The sequence below is a fragment of the Kitasatospora sp. NPDC091335 genome (genome assembly GCF_044757205.1).
In the GTDB taxonomy this organism is placed as follows: domain Bacteria; phylum Actinomycetota; class Actinomycetes; order Streptomycetales; family Streptomycetaceae; genus Kitasatospora.
Genome location: NZ_JBIVUM010000003.1, coordinates 446,885 through 468,642, shown reverse-complemented (window position 1 = coordinate 468,642; position 21,758 = coordinate 446,885). Strand labels below are relative to the sequence as shown.

The following is a 21,758-nucleotide window of genomic DNA, read 5'->3' as shown; positions in this document are numbered from 1 at the left end:
CCCTCCGTCACCCCGTCACCCCCTCGCGCGGCCCCGCCGCGCGCCTTCGCCGCACCCCTGGTGACACCTCTCGTCACACCCTTCGTATCCGCACGTCGTACCCGCACTTCGCACGTTCCGAAAGGCCCCCCATGTCCCTGGTCAACTTCCGCGACCCCGCGACGCTCACCGACCCCGCGAGCCGCTGGATCCGCCCCGGTGCCCTGTTCCGCTCCGCCCAGCCCTTCCCCGCCGCCGACGAGACCGTCGTCGCCCAGCTGCGCGAGCACGGCATCACCACCATCGTCGACCTCAGGGGCGAGGCCGAGAGCAGCCCCGAGGACTGGGCCGCCGTCGAGGCCGCCGGCATCGCCGTCGTCGCCGCCCGGATCAACCCCGCCAACGACGCGCTGGAGCAGTCCATGCGCGCCATGACCACCGCCGAGGACCTCGGTGCCTTCTACCTGCTGATGGCCGAGTCCGCGCCGCAGGCCCTCGCCGCCGCCGTCGAGGCCACCGTCCGCCCCGGCGGCGTGCTGGTGCACTGCGCGGCCGGCAAGGACCGCACCGGGCTGCTCACCGCGCTGCTGCTGGAGCTCCTCGGGGTGCCCGCCGAGGAGATCGTCACCGACTACGCCCGCACCAACGAGGCGATCCAGCAGATCTGGGCCGGTCTCGCCGACCGCAACCGCGCCGCCCTCAACCAGGTCGAGGCCGGCGAACTGCGCATCCCCGCCCCGCTGCTGGAGGCCCCGGCCGGGGCGATGAGCACCTTTCTGGAGCTGGTCCGCGTCAAGCACGGCGGCGCCGCCGGCTTCCTGACCGCCTGCGGGGTCACCGCCGGGACCCTGGACGCCTTCACCGCCAAGGCAGCCGGTACCGCCGCCGCGGACACCGCCGGGGTGACGGCATGCTGACCCTCCTGCACCACACCGACGGCACCCCGTTCCGCGACCTCAACCACAACGGCACCATGGAGCCCTACGAGGACCCGCGGCTGCCCGTCGAGGAGCGGGTCGAGGACCTGCTCGGCCGGCTGACCCTCGCCGAGAAGGCCGCCCTGATGCTGCACGGCCGGATGCTCCCCGGCGAGCACCCGCCGTTCCCGTCCGGAGCGAACCTGATCACCGAGCGCGGCCTCACCCACTTCGCCATGATGGCCGTCCCCGACCCGCGCACCATGGCCGACTGGAACAACCACGTCCAGGACCTGGCCGCGGCCGGCCGGCTGGGCATCCCGGTCACCCTCTCCTCCGACCCCCGGCACGGCTTCTCCGCCAACCCGGCCACCGCCCACGTCGGCGGCGGCTTCAGCACCGGCCCCGAGCCGATCGGCCTCGCCGCCACCGACGACACCGACCTGGTGCACCGCTACGCCGACCTGATCCGCCGCGAGCTGTGCGCCGTCGGCATCAGGGTCGCCATCCACCCGATGGCCGACCTCGCCACCGAGCCCCGCTGGGCCAGGATCAGCGGCACCTTCGGCGAGGACCCGGAGCGGGCCTCGCGCATGATCACCGCCTACATCGAGGGCCTCCAGGGCGAGCGGATCGGCCCGGACAGCGTCGCCTGCATGACCAAGCACTTCCCCGGCGGCGGCCCGCAGGCCGGCGGCGAGGACTCGCACTTCGCGGCCGGACGCCGACTGGTCTACCCCGGCGGCGAGTTCGAGACCCACCTGCGCCCCTTCGAGGCGGCCTTCGCCGCGGGCACCGCGCAGATCATGCCCGCCTACGCGATCCCCTCCGGCAGCGGCCTCGCCGAGGTCGGTGCCAACTTCAACCGGGACGTCATCACCGGCCTGCTGCGCGGGCGTTACGGCTTCGACGGTGTGGTCTGCACCGACTTCAACGCCATCACCGGCATGGCCGTCCCCGGCGTCGTCACGCTGCCCCCGCGGCACTGGGGCGTCGAGGAGCTGGCCGTCGCCGAGCAGGTCGTCCTCACCCTGGACGCGGGCGCCGACCAGCTCGGCGGCGAGACCGACCCGGAGCTGATCCTCACCGCCGTCCGTTCCGGCGCGGTCACCGAGGCCAGGCTCGACGAGTCGGTCCGCCGCATCCTGCGCGACAAGTTCCGGCTCGGCCTCTTCGACGACCCGTACGTCGACGCGGACGCCGCCGCCGAACTGGTCGGCACCGAGGCCGGCCGGGCGCTCGGCCGGGAGGTCCAGCGCCGCTCCGTGGTCCACCTCGCGGGGCACCCGCGGACCGGATCGCGGCTGTACGTCGAGGGCGTCGACCCCGCCGTCGCCGCCCGGTACGGCACCGTCGTGGACGACCCGGCCCAGGCCGACCTGGCCGTGGTCCGCCTCGCCACCCCGTACGAGCGGCGCGAGGGCATGCTGGAACAGCACTTCCACAGCGGCTCGCTGGAGTTCGAACCGGCCGAGGCCGAGCGCCTCACCGCGCTGGCCGCCGTCGTCCCCACGGTCTTCGCCGCCCAGCTGGAACGGCCCGCCGTGCTCACCCCGCTCGCCCCGCACGCGGCCCTGCTGCTCGGCGAGTTCGGCGCCGCGGACGAGGTGGTGCTGGACGCCGCCCTCGGCCGCGCCCCGATGACCGCCACCCTCCCGTTCGACCTGCCCGCCTCCGACGCCGCCGTCGCCGCGGCCCGCGAGGACGTCCCCTTCGACACCCGCGCCCCGCTCTTCCGCCACGGCCACCGCGCCGGCACCGGAAGCTGAGCCACCCCGCGCCGGGGCCCCGCCACCCAACCCACCGGTGGCGGGGCCCCGTTACGGGCGTCTGCGGTCACTTCTCGACGAAGACGATGTCCTCGATGCCGGGGCGCAGCTTGACCGTGTCGTCGTGGACGTCGACGACGCGTTGCAGACCCACGGTGGAGGTGCTCTGGTCGGAGAGGAAGAACTCGTCGCCCGCACCGGCCAGGTAGGCGGGCAGGCAGTCGAGGGCGGGGCCGAAGAGCCGCAGGTAGTCGGCCAGCCGCCGGAACAGCTTCGGCAGGATGACCAGGTCGTCGGTGAGGGAGCCTAGGTCCTCGATGGTGGCTCCGCTGTGCGTGACGTCGTTGGCCCAGACGCTGCCGGGGGCCTTCGCGGCCTGTGCCTGCCGGGCGGTGGCGGCCATGTCGAGGCGCAGGTCCCTCGGCAGGTTCGAGTAGAACGTCGGGTAGACCAGGCCGCGGGACAGCAGTTCGTGGTTGGCGGTCTGGTGCAGCAGCGGCACGTCGACCTTGAGCACCGTTCCGCTTCTGGCGTCCGGGACGGGCGCGCCCCTGCCGACCATGGCCACGCAGCGGCCGTAGGTGTCGGCGCCGCCGGTGAGGATGAATCCGGCGACGGTCTCCGGTGTGGCGGAGGTGACCGTCTCGTCCGCTCCCTGCGTCACGTCGGTGAAGCCCAGCCAGGCCAGCAGGGCGTCCCGGGCACCGTGGGCGCCCAGCCCGAGCGGCTGGTGCACGAAGTCGGGACCGGCACCCTGGTAGTGGGTCTCCAGCGCGTCGATCCCGTCCAACCGCAGTGAGGCGCCGCCGTGGACGTCCCGCTTGACTCTGTGTTCGCCGGGGAGTTCGGGCCAGAAGCCGGGGTCGTCGGGGAGGAAGTGGACGGTGTCGCCGTCCGGCTCGAAGTTCTTGATCTGGTAGCGGCCCTTGATGAGGGTCATCGTCATGAGTGGCTCCCGTAGTCGAGTCGCGACCCATTGTGATGTGCTTCGCGGGCAAACCACGGAACCGCGCCATCGGCGAGTTGACGGGCCGTCGACGCGTGCGGGCGCGGCCGTTCCCCCGGCTTCCGGACGGCTTCGGACGGCTGTCGGTGGGCGCACGTACGATCCGGGCAGTGCTTTCCGGGAGCCCGCAGCGCGGCCGGCTTCGGATCATGCCTGGTCACAGCGGGTTGGGGCGACGTCGTCCCGGATGGCGGGCTCCTGCTCGGCCTCATGGACATCGAGCGCGTCCACGCCCACCTGACGGCCCTGGCGGAGTGGGAACCGTCCGGGGATCCCGACCAGCGGCCCTGGCGCCGGGAGTGACTGCCGATCGTCGCGGAGCTGGACGGCTTCCACGGAACGTTCCTGAACGCGGGCACCGGAACGGTGGGGTCCTGGAGCGAGGGATCGTCCCCCGAGGAGGGCGAGTACCCGTCCCTGTCCGCGTTCTTCCAGCACATGGCGGACCGGTTGGAGGGCGTCTCCTCGGGCGACTGGACCGGCTCCGCCGCCCGAAGGCGCGATCCCCGTCCGCAGGACGAGCCGGTACGTCGATGGGCCCGTGCGAACGGCTTCGGGGTCAGTGAGCGCGGGCGCGTCCCCTCGGCCTTGCGCGAGGCCTGCGAAGCGTCACTGTGAGCCCCGTGTCCGGCCGCCCGGCGCGACTCCGCCTCCGTCCGGCTCCGTCCGCGGGGCCGGACCGAACCCCGGGGGCGGTGCCGTCCGTGGTACCGACTGAGGCCGGTGGGCAGCCGGCGCGAGGACGGACGCGGGAGGACAGCGATGGCCTGGTACCAGGGACCGAGTCGGATCACGGTCACGGCGGTCGAGGGGCGGTGGCCGCAGCGGGCGGTGGTGACGGTCAGGGGCGGTGCGCCGGTGGAGGTCCCCGGGGAGGTCGGCGCCGTGCACGTCGTCGACGCGGAGAGCTGGCAGCTGGACCTGGAACACCGCCACGAGGGCGAGTGGTGCCCCAACATCCGCGCGGTGCAGGGGCGTTGGGAGGAGGTGCGCGGCGTGCCGACGCAGGTCGTGCACAGCCGCAACCGCGACCTGGCCGACGACCGCAGGGACCGCAACCTGGTGCTGCGGATCGAGCGCACCACCCCGGGCGGTGGCCGGCCGTCGGCCGGTGCCGCCCCCACCGCGCTCCGGACGACCGCGGCGCACCGCCCTCCGGCGGCCCCGGCCGTGCCGCGGACCTCGGCCGGCGGCACGGCCGGGAGCCCGGGTGTCCGGACGACCACCTCCGGCGGCGGGGCCGACGTTCAGCGGCCCGCGGCCCCGGGGGCCAGGGGCACGGCCACCGGAGGAGCCGCCAGGCCCACCACGTCGACCACCTCCTGGAGCGGCTGACCGCCGGGCGCCGGCCTCCCCGGGCGAGGCGTCACTGATCGGAGTAGCTGAGGTCTCCCACCGACCAGCTGCTGATGTCGGCGATGGCGATGCGGTACATGCCACCGGTGTGTGGTAGGCCGTAACTGCCCTGGAGGATGCGGGCGACGTGCAGGTGCAGGTGGGTCGGCCGCGCGGCGGGCGGCGGCACTTCTTCGACCGCCGCTTCACCGTCGGCGGTCGCGGGCGCCACGAACAGGGCGGCGAAGGGCTTCAGGAAGTCCGAGGCGGCGAGGACTTCGGCCACCCGTTCGTTCCACAGGCTCTCCGGTGCCAGCCGGCCGGTGATGACGGCCCCCGGGACGACCACGGTCAGGGGCATCTGGTTGCTGCACTCGGACTCCACCATCGCGGCGATGTCGACGAGCAGCTCATCAGGATTCGACATGGACCCGAGGATAGTGCCCGCCGGAAGCCGCCCGCACGGACATCCCCGGTTCGCCCCCGGCCCGCCACCTGCGCGACGCCGGGGCATGGCACAGCGGCCCCCGGTACCGGCGCGTGGACGGTACCGGGGCAGGGCATCACACCGCCCGGACGGAGCGCTCCGCCCGTGAGGCGTGCGCACCGCCGGCCGGAGAGCCGGGAGCGTCCGGGGTCAGAGGGCGTACATCGCGCTGTACGGCGGCGTGATGCGTGCCTGCTGGGATCCGAAGTCGACGAGCACGGCGGTGTCGCCGTCACCTTCCACCCCGATGACCCGGCCGAGGCCGTACCTGTCATGGGTGACTCGGTCGCCGACGGCGAAATGTTTGCGGGGTGCCTCCGGCGGGGCCTTGAAGGGGCTGCTCGGCAGAGGGCGGCGGACTGCTGAGAAATTCGTCATCCCCTCCAGTATGCGCCGGAAACCCCGGGAACGGGTCTTCTCGGCGCCCCCGAGTTCGAGTGGGACCCCGAAATGCCGCGCGCGCCGTCCGGCGCGCCCCCGATCGGTGCCGGCTGGCGCGCCGCGGTCGCCGGCCCGGCGCCGTCCCGGTGCGGGTGGACCCGCCGCGCCCGCGGGACCGTTTCCTCCGGCCCTCGGCGCGGACGCCGCGCGGCCGTCCAACCGGCCTGCCGCCGCGGCGCGTTGACGGCCCGGACGCCCCCGGGCCGGCGGCCCCGGGGGCGTCTCCCGGAAACCGGGAGCGAAATATTCGCCCGCGGCGCGCTCCGGCCTGCTAGAGTCGTTTTAGTTGCAGTAGTGGTTCCCATGAACTTTGTGTGCGCCTGCTGATGTTTCGCAGGCGCATTTTGTTTCCCGGCTCTTCCCCGGGTGGGTGCTTCCCGCGGCGACTCGAAGTCCGCACTGTGCGGGCTTCGGACAGCCCCCTGAAGGAGATTTTTAATGGCTAATGGCACCGTGAAGTGGTTCAACTCGGAAAAGGGCTTCGGCTTCATCGAGCAGGAGGGTGGCGGCCCCGACGTCTTCGCCCACTACTCGAACATCAACGCCAACGGCTTCCGTGAGCTGCTCGAGGGCCAGAAGGTCGAGTTCGACGTCACGCAGGGCCAGAAGGGCCCGCAGGCCGAGAACATCCGCCCGCTGTAGTTCTTCTGCCACGGCACCCGCCAAGCAGCGAGGGGCCCGTACCGCGCACACGCCCGGTACGGGCCCCTCGGCATGGCGCCGCGAGGCACCCCCCGGCCGCTCAGGCCCCCTGGCTCCGCCACCGGCGGCCATCCCCACGCGAGACGCTCAGCGCCGCGTCCGGATCGGCGCCCTGCCGTGACAGCTCACGGTTCAGAGGTTCTTCGCTCCCGCCCTCCGCGGTGAGCGCCGACCGTAGGTGACGTGCCGCACGGTTCCACCGTCCACGCTCCGACCGTCACATTTCCGGCCCGTTCCCTTGCGGTCTCCCGCGGCGCCCCGCGCCCCGGAGCCTTCCTCGCAACGTGCCGCCCCGAGGAAGGTTTCCCGTATGAACCGCTCCCGTCGTTCCTCCTACCAGAACGCCGATTCCCGTTCCGGTGGCAATTCCCGCTCCGGCGGTGGCTCCCGCTCCGGCGGCGGCTCCCGCTCCGGTGCCGGATCCTTCTACGGCGCCCGGCCCGCCGGGGGCCGGCGCCCGTCCGGTCGCGGCGCCGGCCAGGGCTCGTCCGTGCAGGGCGAGTTCGCGATGCCGGTGAGCACCACCCCGGCACTGCCGGCCGCCGCGTCCTTCGACGAGCTGGACATGCCCAAGGCGCTGCTGCAGGTGCTGACCCGCCAGGGCGTCACGGCTCCGTTCCCGATCCAGGCCGAGACGCTGCCGAACTCGCTGGCCGGCCGCGACGTCCTCGGACGGGGCCGCACCGGCTCCGGCAAGACCCTCGCGTTCGGCCTCGCCGTGCTGGCCCGCACCGCCGGGCAGCGGGCCGAGCCGCGCCAGCCGCTGGCCCTGGTGCTGGTCCCCACCCGCGAGCTCGCGCAGCAGGTCACCGAGGCCCTCACCCCCTACGCCCACGCGGTGCGCCTGCGGATGGCCACCGCGGTGGGCGGCACGCCGATCGGCCGCCAGGCATGGGCGCTGAACCGCGGTGCGGAGGTCGTGGTCGCCACCCCCGGCCGGCTCAAGGACCTGATCCAGCGCGGCGACTGCCGGCTGGACCGGGTCGCCGTCACCGTGCTCGACGAGGCCGACCAGATGGCCGACATGGGCTTCCTGCCGCAGGTCACCGAACTCCTCGAACAGGTCGCCGAAGGCGGCCAGACCATGCTGTTCTCCGCCACCCTGGACCGCAACGTCGACCGGCTGGTGCGGCGCTTCCTCAAGGACCCGGTCACCCATTCGGTCGACCCGTCCGCCGGAGCGGTCAACACCATGGAGCACCACGTGCTCCACGTGCAGAACTTCGACAAGAACGCCACGATCGCCCACATCGCCTCCCGCGACGGCCGGGTGATCATGTTCATCGACACCAAGCACGGCGCCGACCGCCTGGTGGAGGACCTGCTCGCGAACGGGGTCAGGGCCGCGGCCCTGCACGGCGGCAAGGCCCAGCCCCAGCGCACCCGCACCCTGGAGCAGTTCCGAACCGGGCAGGTCACGGCCCTGGTCGCGACCAACGTCGCCGCCCGCGGCATCCACGTCGACGGGCTCGACCTCGTCGTCAACCTGGACCCGCCGGGCGACCACAAGGACTACCTCCACCGGGGCGGCCGCACCGCCCGGGCCGGCGAGTCCGGCACCGTGGTCACGCTGGTGCTCCCCAACCAGCGCCGCGCGATGGCCCGCCTGATGGCAACGGCCGCCATCACCCCGGTCACCACCAGGGTCAGCGCCGGCGACGAGGACCTGGCCCGGATCACCGGCGCCCGCGTGCCCACCGGTGTCCCCACCGTCGTCCCCGACCCCGTCGTCGAGCGTCCCCGCCGCGGCCCGTCCGGGAGCCGTGGCCGCCGCGGCCGCCCCGCGGGAGACACCAGGGCCGGCGCCGGCCGCGACAACCAGGGCTCCTCCGGCCGCCGCCGGGCGCCCAGGCGCCCCACCCTCGCCGCGTAGCGCGGCCAGGCGCCCCACCTTCGCCGTGTAGGGCGTGTCTTGCGGATCCTTGCCGGGTGCGCGACGCTGGGGCACGCACCTCGCCGCGTTGTCGTCAGTCGCCGATGGCCCCCAGCCTTCGGCCGGGAGGTGCCCCCACCGCATGGACTCCTTCCTCCGCCTTGCGATGCACGCACCCCAACGCCGCGCCCTGATCCGACAAGATCCACAAGACACGCCCTGGCGCGCCCAGGGCCCGGCTCGCGGTGCGAGCCGGGCCCTCGGGCACGGTGGTCAGCTCAGGGTGCGGATCGCGGCGGCGTCGTAGGGACGCAGGTCGGCGAAGCGGCCGGAGAGGACCTTGGCGGCCCACTGCGGGTCCTGGAGGAGGGCGCGGCCGACGGCGACCAGGTCGAACTCGTCGCGCTCCAGCCGGTCGAGCAGGTTGTCGATGCCCTGGACCGACGCGCCCTCGCCCATGAAGGCGTGGACGAAGTCGCCGTCGAGACCGACCGAGCCGACGGTGATGGCGGGGCGGCCGGTGAGCTTCTTCGTCCAGCCGGCGAGGTTGAGGTCCGAGCCGTCGAACTCGGGGACCCAGTAGCGGCGGGTCGACGCGTGGAAGGCGTCGACGCCGGCCTCGGCGAGCGGGGCGAGGATCGCCTCCAGCTCCGCGGGGGTGTCGGCGAGGCGGGCGTCGTAGTTCTCCGCCTTCCACTGCGAGTAGCGGAAGATCACCGGGAAGTCCGGGGAGACGGCCGCACGCACCGCGGCGACCAGCTCGGCCGTGAACTTCGTCCGGGCGACCGGGTCGCCGCCGTAGGCGTCGGTTCGGCGGTTGGTGCCCGCCCACAGGAACTGGTCGAGCAGGTAGCCGTGCGCGCCGTGCAGCTCGACGCCGTCGAAGCCGATCCGCTCGGCGGCCGCGGCGGCCTCGGCGAACGCGCCGACGACGGCGTCCAGGTCCGCCCGGGTCATCGCCCGCCCCGCCCCCTCGGTGCCGTCCAGGCGGATGCCGGACGGGCCGATCGCGGGGGCGTCGGCGAACGGCGGGTCGCCCTGCTTGCGCACCATGCCGATGTGCCAGAGCTGCGGGACGATGGTGCCGCCCGCCGCGTGGACGTCCTCGGCGACCCGGGCCCATCCGGCCAGCTGCTCCTCGCCGTGGAACCGCGGGATGGTGTCGCTCTGGCCCGCGGACTCGTGGCCGACGTACGTTCCCTCGGTGACGATCAGGCCGACGCCCGCGGCGGCGCGGCGGGCGTAGTACGAGCGCACGTCCTCGCCGGGGACGCCGCCCGGGGAGAACGCGCGTGTCATCGGCGCCATCGCGATGCGGTTGGGCACGGTCAGCCCGTTGATCGTGACGGGCCTGGACAGGATCCCGGCCGCGCGGGAGGCGGCGGACTCGGTGACGGACGACTCGGTGACGGTCATGGGTATTCCTCGTGGAGAGCGGTGGTGTGCGCCGGGACGGGAACGGTCGCCCCTGCCAACCGCCCCGGCGGGCCCCGCATTTCGCGTCCCGTGCGAATCCCGCTGTGATCCGCGCCACTGCGCGTCGGCGGCCACGCTCCCGGGGCCGCTCGTCCGGCCGAGGCGGGCGAGGGCCCGGCCGGAGGAGGAACCGGCGGCGGTGTACACGATGAGCGTCTGGTCCGGTGACCGGGCGATCGACAGCATCTGCTGGGTCACCGTCACCGCCGACGTCCGGGCCGTCGCGGCCCGGCTGCCGGCGGATCCGGAGGCCTTCCTCGCCGCCCACCGCGCGGCGCGGCCGGACGGCACGCCAGGGGAACGGCGCTCCGCCGTGCTCGCGCACGCCCTGTTCGAGGACGGGACGACGCGCATCGCGCGGGCCCACGCCCGGATCTCGGGCGGCCGCACGTACCGCTTCTCGTTCGGGTACCGTTCGACGGCTCTGGACGGGCGGCTCGGTGCCGCCCACACCATCGAGCTGCCCTTCGTGTTCGACCTCGCGGACGAGCCCTGGCTGCACGGGCCCGCCGGCCTGCTCGGCCCCGACCCCGCCCCGGCCGGACTCGCCGCCCGGGTGCACGGTGCCTGGGTCGCGTTCGCCGGGACGGGGAACCCGGGCTGGGCCGCCTACGACCCCCGGCGGCCGGTGGCGGAGGCCCTTGGCGGCTGAGCGGTCGCCGACCGCCCGCTGCCTGCCGCCCGCCGTTGTCCGGCAGGACCGGCGGGCGCTGAACTGTCGCAATAACTGAAAAGTCAGTCAATCTCGCGCCGCAGCTCGGTGTCGACGGCGGTGCGCAGCAGCCGGCGCGCGTGGCCGAGCGGCAGCGAGCCGCTCAGCCACCGCACGCTGAGCCCTTCGACGAGGGTCGTGAGCCGCTCGGCGGCGGCCGCGCGCGCGGGGGCGGTGCCGAGCGGATCGGCCCGGGCGAGGAGCTCGGCGATGTCGTGCACCCAGGTGTGAGTGGTCCTCGCCAGTTCCTCGCGCAGGCTCGGCTCGAAGACCGCGGTGGCTCTCAACTCGCCCCAGGCGGTGCTGTTCTCCCGCACCTCGGGGCTGTCCTGGAGCTCCCCGAGCAGGCGCCATCGCGAGGCGGTGGTCGGGGCACCTCCCGGCCGGAACTGTCGGACACGCCCTGGGCCGGCCCCAGACCGGCAGGCGGTGGGACCTGCCGGTCCGGGGCGCCCCGGCGCCGGTCGCGGTCGATCCGCGAGGGGATTCCCCCGGACGGCGGATGCGTGCCGCGCCCGATCCTGACCTGTCCGTCAGTAGCCTGCTGAGCCGGACCCGACACCCAACGGAACGAGGCCCCATGGCGCACCCCCGGCCGTCCCGCCGCTCCCTCCTGCGGTCCGGAGCCGCGCTCGCCGCGCTGGCCCTGGCGGGCTGCTCCTCCTCCGACGGCGACGAGGGGGCGCCGGGTCCCAGTGGCACGGCCTCGGGCGGGTCCGGCGGTCCGGCGTCCGGCAGCCCGACGGCAGGCGGCCCGGAGACCGGCCGGTGGGTGATGCCGGCCGAGTCGCACCCGCACACCCGCACCTTCATGGCCTGGCCCGCGCTGGAGGAGGTGTGGGGCGACCAACTGCCCGGCGTCCGGCAGGACATCGCGGGGCTGGCCAGGGCCGTCGCCGGGTTCGAGCCGGTGGTGCTGCTGGCCCGGCCCGACCAGGCCGACCAGGCCCGGCAGGCCTGCGGCTCCTCGGTCGAGGTGCTCGACCTGATGGTCGACGACCTGTGGGCCCGGGACACCGGCCCGACCTTCGTCACCGGCCCGCAGGGCCTCGCCGGGGTCGACTTCCACTTCAACGGCTGGGGCGGCAAGCAGACCCACGCCAACGACGCCCGGGTCGCCCGCGACCTCCTCGCCCACTACGGCATCACCCGCCTCCAGGCGCCGGTCACCGGCGAGGGCGGCGGCATCGAGGTGGACGGCGAGGGCACCCTGATGGCCACCGAGAGCTCCTGGGTCAACGACAACCGCAACCCCGGTACGTCCCGCGACCGGATCGAGGCGAGCTTCAAGGAGTTGCTCGGCGTCGACAAGGTCATCTGGTTGAAGGGCGTCGCCGGGCAGGACATCACGGACTGTCATGTCGACGCCCTCGCCCGCTTCGCGGAGCCGGGCACCGTCCTGCTGCACCGCCCGGCGGCCGACACCCCGCCGGACGTCTGGACCACCGCCGCCGAGCAGGCCGTCCAGGTCCTGGGGTCCGCGACCGACGCCGGGGGCCGCACGCTCAAGGTGGTCGACCTCCCGGAGCCCGACTTCGACCTGATCCGGGGCGAGGGCAGGAACTTCCTCGCCACGTACATCAACTACTACGTCTGCAACGGCGGCGTCATCGTCCCGCGGTTCGGGGACCGGAGCGCCGACGACCGGGCGGCCGGCCTCATCGGGGACCTCCACCCCGGCCGCAAGGTGACCCAGGTCGCCATCGACCACATCGCCGCGGGCGGTGGGGGCATCCACTGCGCCACCCAGCAGCAGCCCGCCGGGTGAACCCGCCGGGGCCGGGTCCGGCCCGCCGACCGGACCCGGCCCCGGGCGGAGGCCTGCCCCGGGAGGCAGGCCGGTCCGGTCACCCCAGGGCGGGGATGTCGTGGGTGGCGCAGTGGATGCCACCGCCGCCGCCCGCGATCGCGTCGATCTTCACCGGGACGGTCTCGCGGCCGGGGAAGTACTGCTTCAGGATCTGCTGCGCCCGGTCGTCGGCCCTGCTGTCGCCGAACTTCGGCAGGTAGACGCCCTTCGAACCGACGTAGAAGTTCATGTACGAGGAGACGAAGGCGTCGCCGCGCCCGGTGATCCGGTCCGGGTCCGGCTGCTGGAGCTCCACCACCTGGAGCTTGCGGCCCGTCGCGTCGGTGGCCTCGGCGAGGACGGCGCGGGCCTGGTCGGCGGACCGGGACCAGACGTCCGGCGGGGTGCCGGGGAAGGCCTGGTCGAGCAGGACCACACCGGGGGCGACGAAGCGGGCCAGGCAGTCGACGTGGGCGTCGGTGATGTCCTTGCCCTTCACGCCCGCCAGCCAGATCACCTTGGTCACCCCGAGGACCTTCTTCAGCTCGGCCTCGACCTCGTCCCGGCTCATGCCCGGGTTGCGGTTGCCGTTGACGACGGAACTCTCGGTGACCACCAGGGTGCCCTGCCCGTCGGTCTCGAAGGAGCCGCCCTCGGCGACCAGCCGGGTCTCGATCCGCTCGACGCCGTACGTGGACAGCACCGTCCGGGCGACCTTGGCGTCGTTGCCGCGCTGCTGCTTGCCGCCCCAGCCGTTGAAGTTGAAGTCGACGCCCTTGACCCTGCCGCCCTCCTCGACGAACACCGGCAGGGTGTCCCGGGCCCACAGGTCGTCGACGGCGATCGGCACCACCTCGACCGCGGACCCGCAGGCCTTCCTGGCGGCGTCCTGCTGCTCGGGCCGGGCCATCAGCACGACCGGCTCGCGCGCCGCGATCGCCTGGGCCAGGCCGGCGACGTCGCGGCGGACGTCCGGGAGCTGGTCGCCCCACACGTTCTCGGAGGCGGGCCAGGACATCACCGTGCGCAGGTGCTTCTCCCACTCGGCGCCGAACCGGCGCACGCCGGGGGTGCCGTCGGGGGTGCCGCCGGGCTGCGGAGGCGGCACCGGGCCGCCACCGTCCCCGATGCCGTTGGGGTCGCAGGCAGTGAGGCCGAGGGTGAGGGCGCCGACGCCGACGCCGAGGCCGGAGAGGGAGCGCATCAGGGTACGGCGGGGCAGGGCATTGGTCATGCGGGGACTCCAGCTGAGGGTCTGGGCTTCGGGAAGGGGGGCTCGGTGGCAGCGGTTACGGCAGTGGCTACGGCACCGGCTCGTGCATGGTCGAGCAGTGGAGGCCGCCGCCCCCGGCCATCAGACGGTCGACGTCGACCTGCACCACCTCGCGGCCGGGGAAGGCCGCGGCGAGCGCTTCCGCGGCGGCGGCGTCCTTGTACGCGTCGCCGAACCGGGCGGTGACGACGCCGCCGTTGACGACGTGGAAGTTGAGGTAGGAGTCGACGAACGCGGAGCTGCGGGAGCGGACCGTGTCCGGGCCGTGCACGGGGATGACCTGGAGGCGCCGGCCCCGGGCGTCGGTGGCGCCGGACAGGATCGCGAACTGCTCGCGGGCGTCCCGCGCCCAGGCGTCGTCGCGGTCGGCCGGCGGCAGTTGCACCATCACCACGCCGGGGCGGATGAACCGGGAGGTGACGTCCACGTGGTCGTCGGTGATGTCCTGGCCCCTGATGCCCGGCAGCCAGATCATGGTGTCCGCGTCGTCCGCCGGACCCCAGGGGTACGGCTCGGCGGAACGGTCATCGCGGTAGTGGGTCATGAGGGTCTCCAGATCGTGCGACGGTGCCGGGAAGGGTGCCGAGGGCCGCCGACTCCACTCTTCGCGCCGCGACGCGGCGGCGCAGCGCGGGGACGGCCCGGCGGCACCCTTCCTGCGCTTCAGGCTTGCATTGACTGAAAAATCAGTCAAACTCGCGGGCGGGCCTTGACTCATCCTTGACGTGTTCACTGCGCAGAGTGACGCCCGGCGGACGGCCGGTACGGGTCAGGACCCGAGGCGGTCGACCTCGGCGTCGATCGCGTCGGCCAGGAGCGTACGGGCGTGCGCCAGCGGCAGGCTGCCGCTGAGCCAGCGGGTGCTCAGGCCCTCCAGCAGCGCGGTCAGCCGCTCCGCCGCCCCGGCCAGCGCGACCGCCGAGGACATCGGCCGTACGGTGCCGAGCAGCTCCGCGATCTCCTGCACCCAGATCCGGGTGGCCCGCGCCAGGTCCTCGCGCAGCGTCTCGTCGAACACCGCGCTCGCCCGCAGCTCGCCCCAGGCCGTGCTGTTCTCCCGCACCTCGACGGTGTCCTGGAGCTCCAGCAGCAGGGTCTGCTCCAGTTCTTCGCGGGGGGCCGGCGGAGCGTCCGCGGCGCGCTCGGTCGTGTACCGCCCCGCCCGGTCGTTGATGAACTCCAGCGTCTGCCGGAGGATCCCGGTGCGGTCCTTGAAGTGGTAGTAGATCAGCGCGGTGGACACACCCGCCTCCGCCGCGAGCTCCTCCACCCGCAGTCCGCGCACCCCGCGCCGCGCGATCACCCGCGCCGCTGCTTCCAAGATCGACGTTTTACGACTGGCCATGAGCCACCACCTTACCGGGGTGCGGGCGTCGGGCCGTCCGTCTCCTGAAACACCGGTCAGCGCAGCGCAGCGCAGCGGGGCGGTGGGGGTGGCTCGGCGCGCTACGGCGCGTGGTGCGCGGCCCACAGGAGGTCGACGGTGGCGGCCCGTTCCCGCCAGGTCTCCCGGACCAGGCCTGCGAGCCGGGCGGTGGTGTGGTCGACGAAGCCGGTGCCCGCGGGCTGTGCGGTGAGTTCCAGGCGTTGCCACCACCCCCAGCGCCGGCCCCACCCGTTGGAGACGAACCGGAGGGCGATGGCCTCGCGGAGGGTGGCATCGGTGCAGTAGACGCCGTGGAACGGGGCGAGGTTCCCGGCGTCGGGATCGGGGCCGGGGTGCCCGTCGTCCTCCCGGCGGATGCCGAGACCGAACCCGAGCACGGCGCTGCCGTCCCGTAGCCACTCGGGCCGGCTGACGAGGACGGCCGTTTCCGGGTAGCTGCCACTGCCGCCGACGGCCTTGTAGTCGACGGTGGTCACGGCGAGGTCGCCGCCGAGTTCCGCGGCGAGTGCTCCGAGCGGTGCGACGGAGCGCGCGGGCAGCTGCCTCAGCAGCCGGCGGGCCGCCTCCTGGGCCGCGAGGAGCGCGGTGGAGTGGGTGATCCAGAAGGCGGCGTCCTCGTCGTCGTCGGTGCCGATGCCCACGGTGGTCTCCAAGTCGCTCAGGTAGTCGTCCGCGTGGCGCCGCCCGGGGGCGTCCGGCCGGGACGGTCGGGAGGACCGGGCAGCGAGCAGGCGCGCCAGTTCGCCCGCGAGGTCGCGCAGGGAGACCGGGCGGAACCGCGGGTCGCCCGGCGGCCGGCCGGTCGGGGTGAGGTAGACGAACACCGGGTTCGGCAGGTCCGCGAAGTCGTCGCCCTGGTGGGACGTCTGGGCGTCGCCCTCCGGGGCGTCGATCTTCAGCTCGATGACGACCGAGGCCGCCGGGCCGGTGACGACCAGGTCCGGCCGGCTCTTGGCACCGCGCACCTGCCGGTGCACGGAGGACCGGTCCAGCAGCGGATCGGCGGCGAGTTCCGGCAGGCCGGCCAGGGCCAGCAGGGCGGCCAGCAACTCCGCGCCCAGGCCGTGCGGCTCACGCGGGTCGAAAAGGAACGCCAGATAGCCCTCGTGGGCGGCCTCGCGGCGCTGCTGACGCAGGATCCGCAGCGGGCTCGGCCCGCGCCCGCCGCGCCGCGAGCGGGGCAGGGCCAGCACGCCGGCCTCGGCGGCGGCCCAACGGCCGCCACCGGGCGCCGGACCGGCCGCGGGCACGTCGGCGCCGGGATGCCTGGTGGCGGGCACGGTCACGGCTGGTCCCCGGTTGGTGTGGTGGCCGGCGGAGCGGAGCGCCGGCCGGCGAGGTGGTGGTCGGTCAGGTCATGGTAGTGAGTCCCCCTGACCGGCGCGCGCCCGCCGGTGCCCGCTCCGTCCCGGTCATCCCCGTTGTTCCTGGTGGTGGGCGACGTAGCGGTGCAGCCCGTGCCGGTTGGACGGGATGCTCCGGGCGTCGGCGAGGGCGGCGAGTTCCTCGGCCCGGTCGGTGCCGAAGCGGGCGGCGGCGTCCTCGAAGGCCATCGGTGACCGTGCGGGGCGGGTCTCCGGCACCGGCAGCAGGGCCAGCGCCCCCGCGAGCCGCCGGTTGTCGGGGTCGGCTGCCGCGGCCTGGTGGACGGCCTGCCAGAACTCCCGGTACTCGACCTCGCGCAGGCCGAAGGCGGTTCCGAAGGCGCCGAGCACGTCGTCGAGGCGCAGCGGACCGGGCCGCAGCAGGTGGAAGTAGCCGGGCCGGCGGTGGTTGACGGCGGTGACCAGCAGCCGTCCGACGTGGTCGACCGGGGTGTAGTCGGTGGTCAGGTCGCTGGTGAAGTAGGCGCCGACCCGCAGGCAGGCCTGGACGAGTAGTTCGACCCGTGAGCCGGGGTTGGGGATGCCGGTGCGGGTGGCCGGCATGACCTCGCCGAGCCGGTGCACCGCGACCGCCATGCCGCGTTCGGCGGCGGCCTCCAGCAGGCGCTCGGCGACCCACTTGGACTGGCCGTAGCCGGTGTCGGGGGTGAGGCCGGCGGGGACCGGCCGTTCGAGGACCGCGATGCCGCCGGTCGGCTGCGGCGGGCAGGCGGCGAGGGTGGACACGAAGTGCACCGTCTTGGGCCGGCCGGTGGCGGCGAGCCGGAGCAGTTCCACGGTTCCGCTCACGTTGGCGCGGCGGTGGGCGCGGTAGCCGCGCACCAGGTTGACCATGGCTCCGGCGTGCACCACGGTGTCGACCCGGTCGGCCAGCCGGTGCAGGTCGGCCGGGCTCAGGCCGAGCCGGGGGCTGCTCAGGTCGCCGGGGACGGCGTCGATCCGGTGGCCGGTTCCCTCGCGCCACAGCCGGTACCCGTGCAACGCGTCGGTCAGGCGGCGGCGTGCCGCGTCCGGGCCGTCCGCGCGGACCAGGCAGTGGACGGTGGCGTCGGTCAGGTCCAGCAGGTCGTGCAGCAGCTGGGCGCCGACGAACCCGGTCGCGCCGGTGAGCAGCACGTGCCGCGGCGGCCCGGACGGGGTGCCGGCCGGCCGGATGTCGGCGGGCAGCGTCAGGTCGGTGGCGGATGCCGTGGTGGCGGCCGGCGCGGCGGGCAGGGCGCGGCCGCCGTCGAGCGCGGCGGCCTGGAGCGCGATGGTCGGCGCGTGGACGATGTCCCGGATCGAGAGCGGGGTGTCGAAGCGGGCCGATACCGCGAGGGCGAGCCGCTGGGCGCGCAGCGAGTCGCCGCCGCTGTCGAAGAAGTCGGCGTCGGGGCTGGTGACGGGCTCCGGCAGCAGGGCGTTCCACAGTTCGGCGAGGGTGCGTTCGGTGCCGCTCCCGGTGGCGGTCCAGCCGTTCGGCTCCGTCGGTCCCGGGGCCTTCAGGAGTTCCGCGAGGGCCTTGCGGTCCGTCTTCCCGTTGCCGTTCACCGGGACGGCGTCGAGCCTGATGAACCGCTTGGGGATGAGTTCGGCCGGCAGCAGCGCGCGGATGTGGGACCTGAGCCGGCTCGTCGCCAGTTCGCCCCGTACGGTGACGAAGGCGGCCAGGTGCTGTCCGCCGCCGTGGTCGCTGACCAGCACCTTGGCCTCGCGCACCGAGGGGTGCGAGGTGATCGCGTGCTCGATCTCGGAGAGTTCGACCCGCACGCCGCCGATCTTCACCTGCTGGTCGCGCCGGCCGTCGAAGTAGAGCAGCCCGTCCGTGTCGTGGTGGCCGAGATCGCCGGTGCGGTACATCCGCTTCCCGGGTAACTCGGGGAACGGGTTCTCGACGAGGACCAGGTCGGTGCGGTCGGGGTCGCCGAGGTAGCCGGTGCCCAGGCACGCGCCGCCGATGCAGATCTCGCCGATCTCCCCTGCGGGGGCCGCTTCGCCGTGCTCGTCGAGCACGATCGCCCAGGTGTTGTCGATCGGCCGGCCGATGGGAACGGGGGAGGGGTCCTGCGGTGTCACCTCGTGGAAGACGGAGCCGATCGAGGCCTCGGTGGGGCCGTAGGTGTTGGTCACCCGCAGGTGCGGGAGGAGCCGTTGCAGGGCCCGTACGCTCTCCGGGGCGATCTCCTCGCCGCCGACCAGCAGCATCCGCAGGCTCGCCAGACCGTCCACCAACTCGGGCTGGGAGTCGAGCAGTTCGACGAGGGCGGTGAGGATGGTGGGCACGAAGTCGGTCATCGTGACGCGGTGGCGTTCGATGACCTCGACGGTGGCGGTCAGGTCGAGGATGTCGTGCGCACGGGGGATGACGACCCGGCTGCCGCAGGTGAGCGGCCAGAGCAGCTGCCACAGGGAGGAGTCGAAGGTGTGCCGGCTGTTCTGGAGCACCACGTTGCCCGGGGACGAACCGAACCGGCGGCCCATGGCGAGCAGCCGGTTCGCCAGGCCGCTGTGCAGGTTGAGGGCGCACTTGGGGGTGCCGGTGGAGCCCGAGGTGTAGAAGCCGTAGGCGAGTTCGTCGGGTCGGGGCGGCGCGGAGGTCGGCCGCGCGGGGCGGGCGTCCGCCGCCGCGGTGGCCGGATCGGGGTCCGTGCCGGACACCGGGTCGACGGTGAGGACCGGGGCGGCCCAGCCGTCCTGGGCGGCGCCGGGGGAGAGCAGGATCGCGGCGGGGTCGCACGCGTCGACCATGGGGTGCAGGCGAGGGCCCGGCCACTGTTCGTCCAGCGGGACGAACACCGCGGCGCAGCGCATCACGGCCAGCATGGCGACCGGGAGTTCGGGGCCGCCGGTCATCACCAGCGGTACGAAGTCGCCCCGGCGGACCCCGGCGTCGGCCAGCCGGCCGGCCAGGGCGTCGACCCGTTGCATGAGGCCGCGGTAGGTCAGGGTGCCGCCGGGGTGTTCGACCGCGACGGCGTGCGGGGTGCGGGCGGCCGCGGCCTCGATGAGGCTCCAGGCGGTGACGTCCGGGTGGTGGGGGACGGTGTCGCCGCAGAACTGGCCCAGCTGCCGCTCGGTGGGGGCTCGCATGGATCTCCCTTGGTTGCGGAACGAGGACGGAGGCAGAGGCGGGAACGGGGACAGGGACGGGACCCGGCGCGACCGGGCCGGCCCGCGACCGCAGCAGGTGCGGGCGCCGGCCGGCCCGGGAGCGGATCAGAGCCTCAGCGGGACCTGGGCAGGTCTCAGACCTCGGTCGCCACCCAGCTGATGTACCAGCTGTGGCTCACCGCGTACTCGACCGGCAGCGGCCGGCCGTCCTGCCAGCGGACGTAGATCCGGAAGCCCTTCGACGTCGGGGTGTAGATGGTGTTGCCGCCGGTGGTCGTCCACATCGAGTCGCGGCCGCACAGGTTGGCGGTGTAGACGGGCGTCTCGCTGAAGTTGCCGGCGGAGGTGTCGACGTCGATGTAGATGCCGGTGCCGTTGTCCTCCTCGACGTGCTGCTGCCACGCGTCGATGGGAGTGTTCCCGGCGATGAACCTGGGGTTGGACATACCTGTCTCCTCGCTGTGATCAGAGAAACGGGCAAGAGGGCGGATCAGAATGGATCGCTGGCGTACCAGGGATCATCCGCCGCAGCCGAGTCTGAGTGAATCTTCCAGTGATCACAAGAGTGCTGGATGCGAACCATCGAATTCCGGTTGAGAACGCCGATCACCGTTTCGGACCAGTGAACAGTGGGGCAGTTCCTGCTTCTTGACGCCGCGTGGTTCGATCGTGATATACCTGTGACTTCTGACGTGGTCCGGTCACCGGACACCCGTGTGCGCTGGTCTACCTGTCTCTGGAAACGCGCCGTCTCATATTCCGGACCGTCATGATCTGAATTCCAGGGATCTTCAGTAAGTGAGGAGCGTGTGACACGCATGCCCGAATTCTCTGCCGTTCCGGAGCTATCTACCGCAGATTCCTGGGAGGACGTCTTCCCGGTCGCGGAACTCGCGTACGGGGGCTACGAGCACTCCGCGGAGTACCACGCCTCGGCGGCGTCGATCTTCGAACCCAAACGTTCGGTGGTCGCCCGGACCGGCGGCCGCACCTGCGGGACCTGCGCCGTCTACTCCCTGGAGATGACGCTGCCGGGCGGTCCCCGGCCGGTGGCCGGCCTCGGCTACGTGACCGTCGCGCCCGAACACCGGCGGCGCGGCGTGATGAGCGCGATGGTGCGCCGGGTCCTGCACACCCTGCACGACAGCGGTGCCGAGGCGGTGGCCGCCCTCAACACCACCGAGGCCGGGATCTACGGCCGCTTCGGGTTCGGCCTCGCCAGCCAGGCCGTCAAGGTGCGGATCGCCCGGCACGCCCGTGACCTGCGCGTGGACGGCGGCGACCGGGCCGTCCGGATCGGCGGACCGGAGGAGCACGCCGCCGCGATCGCCGCCGTGTACGCGCAGTGCGTCGGGGAGCGCCCCGGGATGCTGCGCCGGGACGCGGTCTGGGCCGCCCGGGCCGTCCTGGACCTGCCCGACCACCGTGGCGGATCCGGCCGGCTGCTCTGCATGGTGGCCGAGGACGAGGGGGAGCCGTCCGGCTACGCCCTCTACCGGCTGACCTCGGCCTGGGTGGACTCGGTACCGCGCTACGAGGTGTCGGTGCGCGAGCTGTTCGCCCGCGATCCCGCCTCCGGCGCGGCGCTGTGGCACGCCCTGCTCGACGTCGACCTCGCCGGCAGCGTGGTCGCCGACCGGCCGGTGGACGACCCGGTGCTCGCCCTGCTCACCGACCTCCGCAGCGCCGCGCCCGTCCTGCGCGACCAGCTGCACGTGCGGCTGGTGGACGTCGACCGGGCGCTGGAGCAGCGGGGCTACGCCACCGAGACCGACATCGTCCTGGACGTCACCGATCCGCTCTGCCCCTGGAACGAGCGGCGGTTCCGGCTGCGCACCGGCGCCGAGGGCGGCGAGTGCCGGCCCACCACCGCGCCGGCCGACCTGGAGCTGACGGCCCGGGAACTGGGTTCGCTGCACCTCGGCGGCACCTCCCTGGTGCAGCTCGCCCGGGCCGGCCTGGTGCGCGAACTGCGCCCGGGCGCGGTCAGGGCCGCCGCCACGGCGTTCCGCCACGACCCGGCCCCGTTCTGTCCCATCGTCTTCTGACGCCGGGCCTCATCCCCTTTCCCTACCGGGCCCCGTCGTCCCCTGACGCCGGGCCCCACCATCACGCTGTGACGCCGGACCGCCCGCGC

20 protein-coding genes are annotated in these 21,758 nt (G+C 73.8%); 9 read left to right on the top strand and 11 right to left on the bottom strand.

All coding sequences use genetic code 11. The annotated features are described in order from the left end of the window. Window positions 1–131 precede the first annotated feature (131 nt). Complete coding sequence (locus tag ACIQOW_RS10760; protein WP_401082468.1) at window positions 132–896, top strand: tyrosine-protein phosphatase; 765 nt, start codon at window positions 132–134, stop codon at window positions 894–896. Continuing rightward, entirely contained in the window at window positions 890–2,665 is a 1,776-nt protein-coding gene (locus tag ACIQOW_RS10755; protein ID WP_401082466.1) for a glycoside hydrolase family 3 protein, read from the top strand. Before ACIQOW_RS10760 ends, ACIQOW_RS10755 begins: the two co-directional genes overlap by 7 nt. 67 nt (window positions 2,666–2,732) lie before the next feature. Here the strand turns inward: ACIQOW_RS10755 and ACIQOW_RS10750 are convergent, their stop codons facing one another. Continuing rightward, complete coding sequence (locus ACIQOW_RS10750) at window positions 2,733–3,611, bottom strand: nuclease (protein WP_401082463.1); 879 nt, start codon at window positions 3,609–3,611, stop codon at window positions 2,733–2,735. A gap of 498 nt (window positions 3,612–4,109) precedes the next feature. Here ACIQOW_RS10750 and ACIQOW_RS10745 point away from each other — a divergent pair, with 498 nt between their 5' ends. Beyond that, a complete protein-coding gene (locus ACIQOW_RS10745) occupies window positions 4,110–4,289 on the top strand; it encodes a histone-like nucleoid-structuring protein Lsr2 (protein ID WP_401082886.1) in 180 nt (59 codons plus the stop codon). A gap of 144 nt (window positions 4,290–4,433) precedes the next feature. Continuing rightward, window positions 4,434–5,006 (top strand): hypothetical protein, encoded by a 573-nt coding sequence (locus tag ACIQOW_RS10740; RefSeq protein ID WP_401082461.1) that lies wholly within the window; start codon window positions 4,434–4,436, stop codon window positions 5,004–5,006. Window positions 5,007–5,037: 31 nt separating this feature from the next. Here ACIQOW_RS10740 and ACIQOW_RS10735 read toward each other — a convergent pair whose 3' ends face one another. Together ACIQOW_RS10735 and ACIQOW_RS10730 are read right to left on the bottom strand one after the other, a co-directional pair. Continuing rightward, the gene (locus ACIQOW_RS10735; protein ID WP_401082458.1) at window positions 5,038–5,433 is read right to left on the bottom strand and encodes a hypothetical protein; all 396 of its coding nucleotides are present in this window, start codon (window positions 5,431–5,433) and stop codon (window positions 5,038–5,040) included. A 210-nt stretch (window positions 5,434–5,643) separates the two neighbouring features. Then, complete coding sequence (locus ACIQOW_RS10730) at window positions 5,644–5,871, bottom strand: hypothetical protein (RefSeq protein WP_188301407.1); 228 nt, start codon at window positions 5,869–5,871, stop codon at window positions 5,644–5,646. A 501-nt stretch (window positions 5,872–6,372) separates the two neighbouring features. Here ACIQOW_RS10730 and ACIQOW_RS10725 point away from each other — a divergent pair. Both ACIQOW_RS10725 and ACIQOW_RS10720 read left to right on the top strand, forming a co-directional pair. Continuing rightward, window positions 6,373–6,576: a cold-shock protein gene (locus ACIQOW_RS10725; protein WP_045694210.1), complete on the top strand. Its 204-nt coding sequence runs from the start codon at window positions 6,373–6,375 to the stop codon at window positions 6,574–6,576. A gap of 370 nt (window positions 6,577–6,946) precedes the next feature. After that, the gene (locus ACIQOW_RS10720) at window positions 6,947–8,509 is read left to right on the top strand and encodes a DEAD/DEAH box helicase (RefSeq protein WP_401082454.1); all 1,563 of its coding nucleotides are present in this window, start codon (window positions 6,947–6,949) and stop codon (window positions 8,507–8,509) included. A 273-nt stretch (window positions 8,510–8,782) separates the two neighbouring features. Here ACIQOW_RS10720 and ACIQOW_RS10715 read toward each other — a convergent pair whose 3' ends face one another. Beyond that, window positions 8,783–9,925, bottom strand: a complete 1,143-nt coding sequence (locus ACIQOW_RS10715) for an NADH:flavin oxidoreductase (protein WP_401082451.1) — start codon at window positions 9,923–9,925, stop codon at window positions 8,783–8,785. 199 nt (window positions 9,926–10,124) lie between these two features. On the opposite strand from ACIQOW_RS10715, the gene ACIQOW_RS10710 reads away from it, so the two are divergent. Beyond that, window positions 10,125–10,637, top strand: a complete 513-nt coding sequence (locus ACIQOW_RS10710) for a hypothetical protein (protein WP_401082448.1) — start codon at window positions 10,125–10,127, stop codon at window positions 10,635–10,637. Window positions 10,638–10,720: 83 nt separating this feature from the next. Here the strand turns inward: ACIQOW_RS10710 and ACIQOW_RS10705 are convergent, their stop codons facing one another. After that, entirely contained in the window at window positions 10,721–11,044 is a 324-nt protein-coding gene (locus ACIQOW_RS10705; RefSeq protein WP_401082883.1) for a TetR family transcriptional regulator C-terminal domain-containing protein, read from the bottom strand. 233 nt (window positions 11,045–11,277) lie between these two features. On the opposite strand from ACIQOW_RS10705, the gene ACIQOW_RS10700 reads away from it, so the two are divergent. Further along, window positions 11,278–12,465 (top strand): agmatine deiminase family protein, encoded by a 1,188-nt coding sequence (locus ACIQOW_RS10700; RefSeq protein ID WP_401082445.1) that lies wholly within the window; start codon window positions 11,278–11,280, stop codon window positions 12,463–12,465. 79 nt (window positions 12,466–12,544) lie between these two features. On the opposite strand, the gene ACIQOW_RS10695 is transcribed toward ACIQOW_RS10700, so the two are convergent. The 6 genes from ACIQOW_RS10695 to ACIQOW_RS10670 all read right to left on the bottom strand — a co-directional run bounded on the left by ACIQOW_RS10695 (window position 12,545) and on the right by ACIQOW_RS10670 (window position 20,067). Beyond that, a complete protein-coding gene (locus ACIQOW_RS10695) occupies window positions 12,545–13,720 on the bottom strand; it encodes an agmatine/peptidylarginine deiminase (RefSeq protein WP_401082442.1) in 1,176 nt (391 codons plus the stop codon). A gap of 67 nt (window positions 13,721–13,787) precedes the next feature. After that, complete coding sequence (locus ACIQOW_RS10690; protein ID WP_401082439.1) at window positions 13,788–14,303, bottom strand: agmatine deiminase family protein; 516 nt, start codon at window positions 14,301–14,303, stop codon at window positions 13,788–13,790. 225 nt (window positions 14,304–14,528) lie between these two features. Continuing rightward, window positions 14,529–15,104 carry a TetR/AcrR family transcriptional regulator gene (locus tag ACIQOW_RS10685; protein ID WP_401082436.1) on the bottom strand — a complete coding sequence of 192 codons (576 nt, stop codon included), beginning with the start codon at window positions 15,102–15,104 and terminating at the stop codon, window positions 14,529–14,531. Window positions 15,105–15,205: 101 nt separating this feature from the next. Continuing rightward, on the bottom strand, window positions 15,206–16,432 hold the full coding sequence (locus tag ACIQOW_RS10680; RefSeq protein WP_401082434.1) for a hypothetical protein: 1,227 nt from the start codon (window positions 16,430–16,432) through the stop codon (window positions 15,206–15,208). A gap of 126 nt (window positions 16,433–16,558) precedes the next feature. Beyond that, window positions 16,559–19,600 carry an amino acid adenylation domain-containing protein gene (locus ACIQOW_RS10675; protein ID WP_401082431.1) on the bottom strand — a complete coding sequence of 1,014 codons (3,042 nt, stop codon included), beginning with the start codon at window positions 19,598–19,600 and terminating at the stop codon, window positions 16,559–16,561. A gap of 155 nt (window positions 19,601–19,755) precedes the next feature. Further along, on the bottom strand, window positions 19,756–20,067 hold the full coding sequence (locus ACIQOW_RS10670; RefSeq protein ID WP_188298395.1) for a hypothetical protein: 312 nt from the start codon (window positions 20,065–20,067) through the stop codon (window positions 19,756–19,758). Between the two features lie 372 nt (window positions 20,068–20,439). Between ACIQOW_RS10670 and ACIQOW_RS10665 the strand changes: the two genes are divergently transcribed. Further along, the gene (locus ACIQOW_RS10665) at window positions 20,440–21,669 is read left to right on the top strand and encodes a GNAT family N-acetyltransferase (RefSeq protein ID WP_401082427.1); all 1,230 of its coding nucleotides are present in this window, start codon (window positions 20,440–20,442) and stop codon (window positions 21,667–21,669) included. The last annotated feature ends 89 nt before the right edge of the window (window positions 21,670–21,758 follow it).

What these genes read in the sequence shown, in the direction of transcription:
- ACIQOW_RS10760 (WP_401082468.1), top strand. Translation starts at nt 132, where the DNA reads ATGTCCCTGGTCAACTTCCGCGACCCCGCGACGCTCACCGACCCCGCG.
- ACIQOW_RS10755 (WP_401082466.1), top strand. Translation starts at nt 890, where the DNA reads ATGCTGACCCTCCTGCACCACACCGACGGCACCCCGTTCCGCGACCTC.
- ACIQOW_RS10750 (WP_401082463.1), bottom strand. Translation starts at nt 3,611, where the DNA reads ATGACGATGACCCTCATCAAGGGCCGCTACCAGATCAAGAACTTCGAG.
- ACIQOW_RS10745 (WP_401082886.1), top strand. Translation starts at nt 4,110, where the DNA reads ATGGCGGACCGGTTGGAGGGCGTCTCCTCGGGCGACTGGACCGGCTCC.
- ACIQOW_RS10740 (WP_401082461.1), top strand. Translation starts at nt 4,434, where the DNA reads ATGGCCTGGTACCAGGGACCGAGTCGGATCACGGTCACGGCGGTCGAG.
- ACIQOW_RS10735 (WP_401082458.1), bottom strand. Translation starts at nt 5,433, where the DNA reads ATGTCGAATCCTGATGAGCTGCTCGTCGACATCGCCGCGATGGTGGAG.
- ACIQOW_RS10730 (WP_188301407.1), bottom strand. Translation starts at nt 5,871, where the DNA reads ATGACGAATTTCTCAGCAGTCCGCCGCCCTCTGCCGAGCAGCCCCTTC.
- ACIQOW_RS10725 (WP_045694210.1), top strand. Translation starts at nt 6,373, where the DNA reads ATGGCTAATGGCACCGTGAAGTGGTTCAACTCGGAAAAGGGCTTCGGC.
- ACIQOW_RS10720 (WP_401082454.1), top strand. Translation starts at nt 6,947, where the DNA reads ATGAACCGCTCCCGTCGTTCCTCCTACCAGAACGCCGATTCCCGTTCC.
- ACIQOW_RS10715 (WP_401082451.1), bottom strand. Translation starts at nt 9,925, where the DNA reads ATGACCGTCACCGAGTCGTCCGTCACCGAGTCCGCCGCCTCCCGCGCG.
- ACIQOW_RS10700 (WP_401082445.1), top strand. Translation starts at nt 11,278, where the DNA reads ATGGCGCACCCCCGGCCGTCCCGCCGCTCCCTCCTGCGGTCCGGAGCC.
- ACIQOW_RS10695 (WP_401082442.1), bottom strand. Translation starts at nt 13,720, where the DNA reads ATGACCAATGCCCTGCCCCGCCGTACCCTGATGCGCTCCCTCTCCGGC.
- ACIQOW_RS10690 (WP_401082439.1), bottom strand. Translation starts at nt 14,303, where the DNA reads ATGACCCACTACCGCGATGACCGTTCCGCCGAGCCGTACCCCTGGGGT.
- ACIQOW_RS10685 (WP_401082436.1), bottom strand. Translation starts at nt 15,104, where the DNA reads ATGGCCAGTCGTAAAACGTCGATCTTGGAAGCAGCGGCGCGGGTGATC.
- ACIQOW_RS10675 (WP_401082431.1), bottom strand. Translation starts at nt 19,600, where the DNA reads ATGCGAGCCCCCACCGAGCGGCAGCTGGGCCAGTTCTGCGGCGACACC.
- ACIQOW_RS10670 (WP_188298395.1), bottom strand. Translation starts at nt 20,067, where the DNA reads ATGTCCAACCCCAGGTTCATCGCCGGGAACACTCCCATCGACGCGTGG.
- ACIQOW_RS10665 (WP_401082427.1), top strand. Translation starts at nt 20,440, where the DNA reads ATGCCCGAATTCTCTGCCGTTCCGGAGCTATCTACCGCAGATTCCTGG.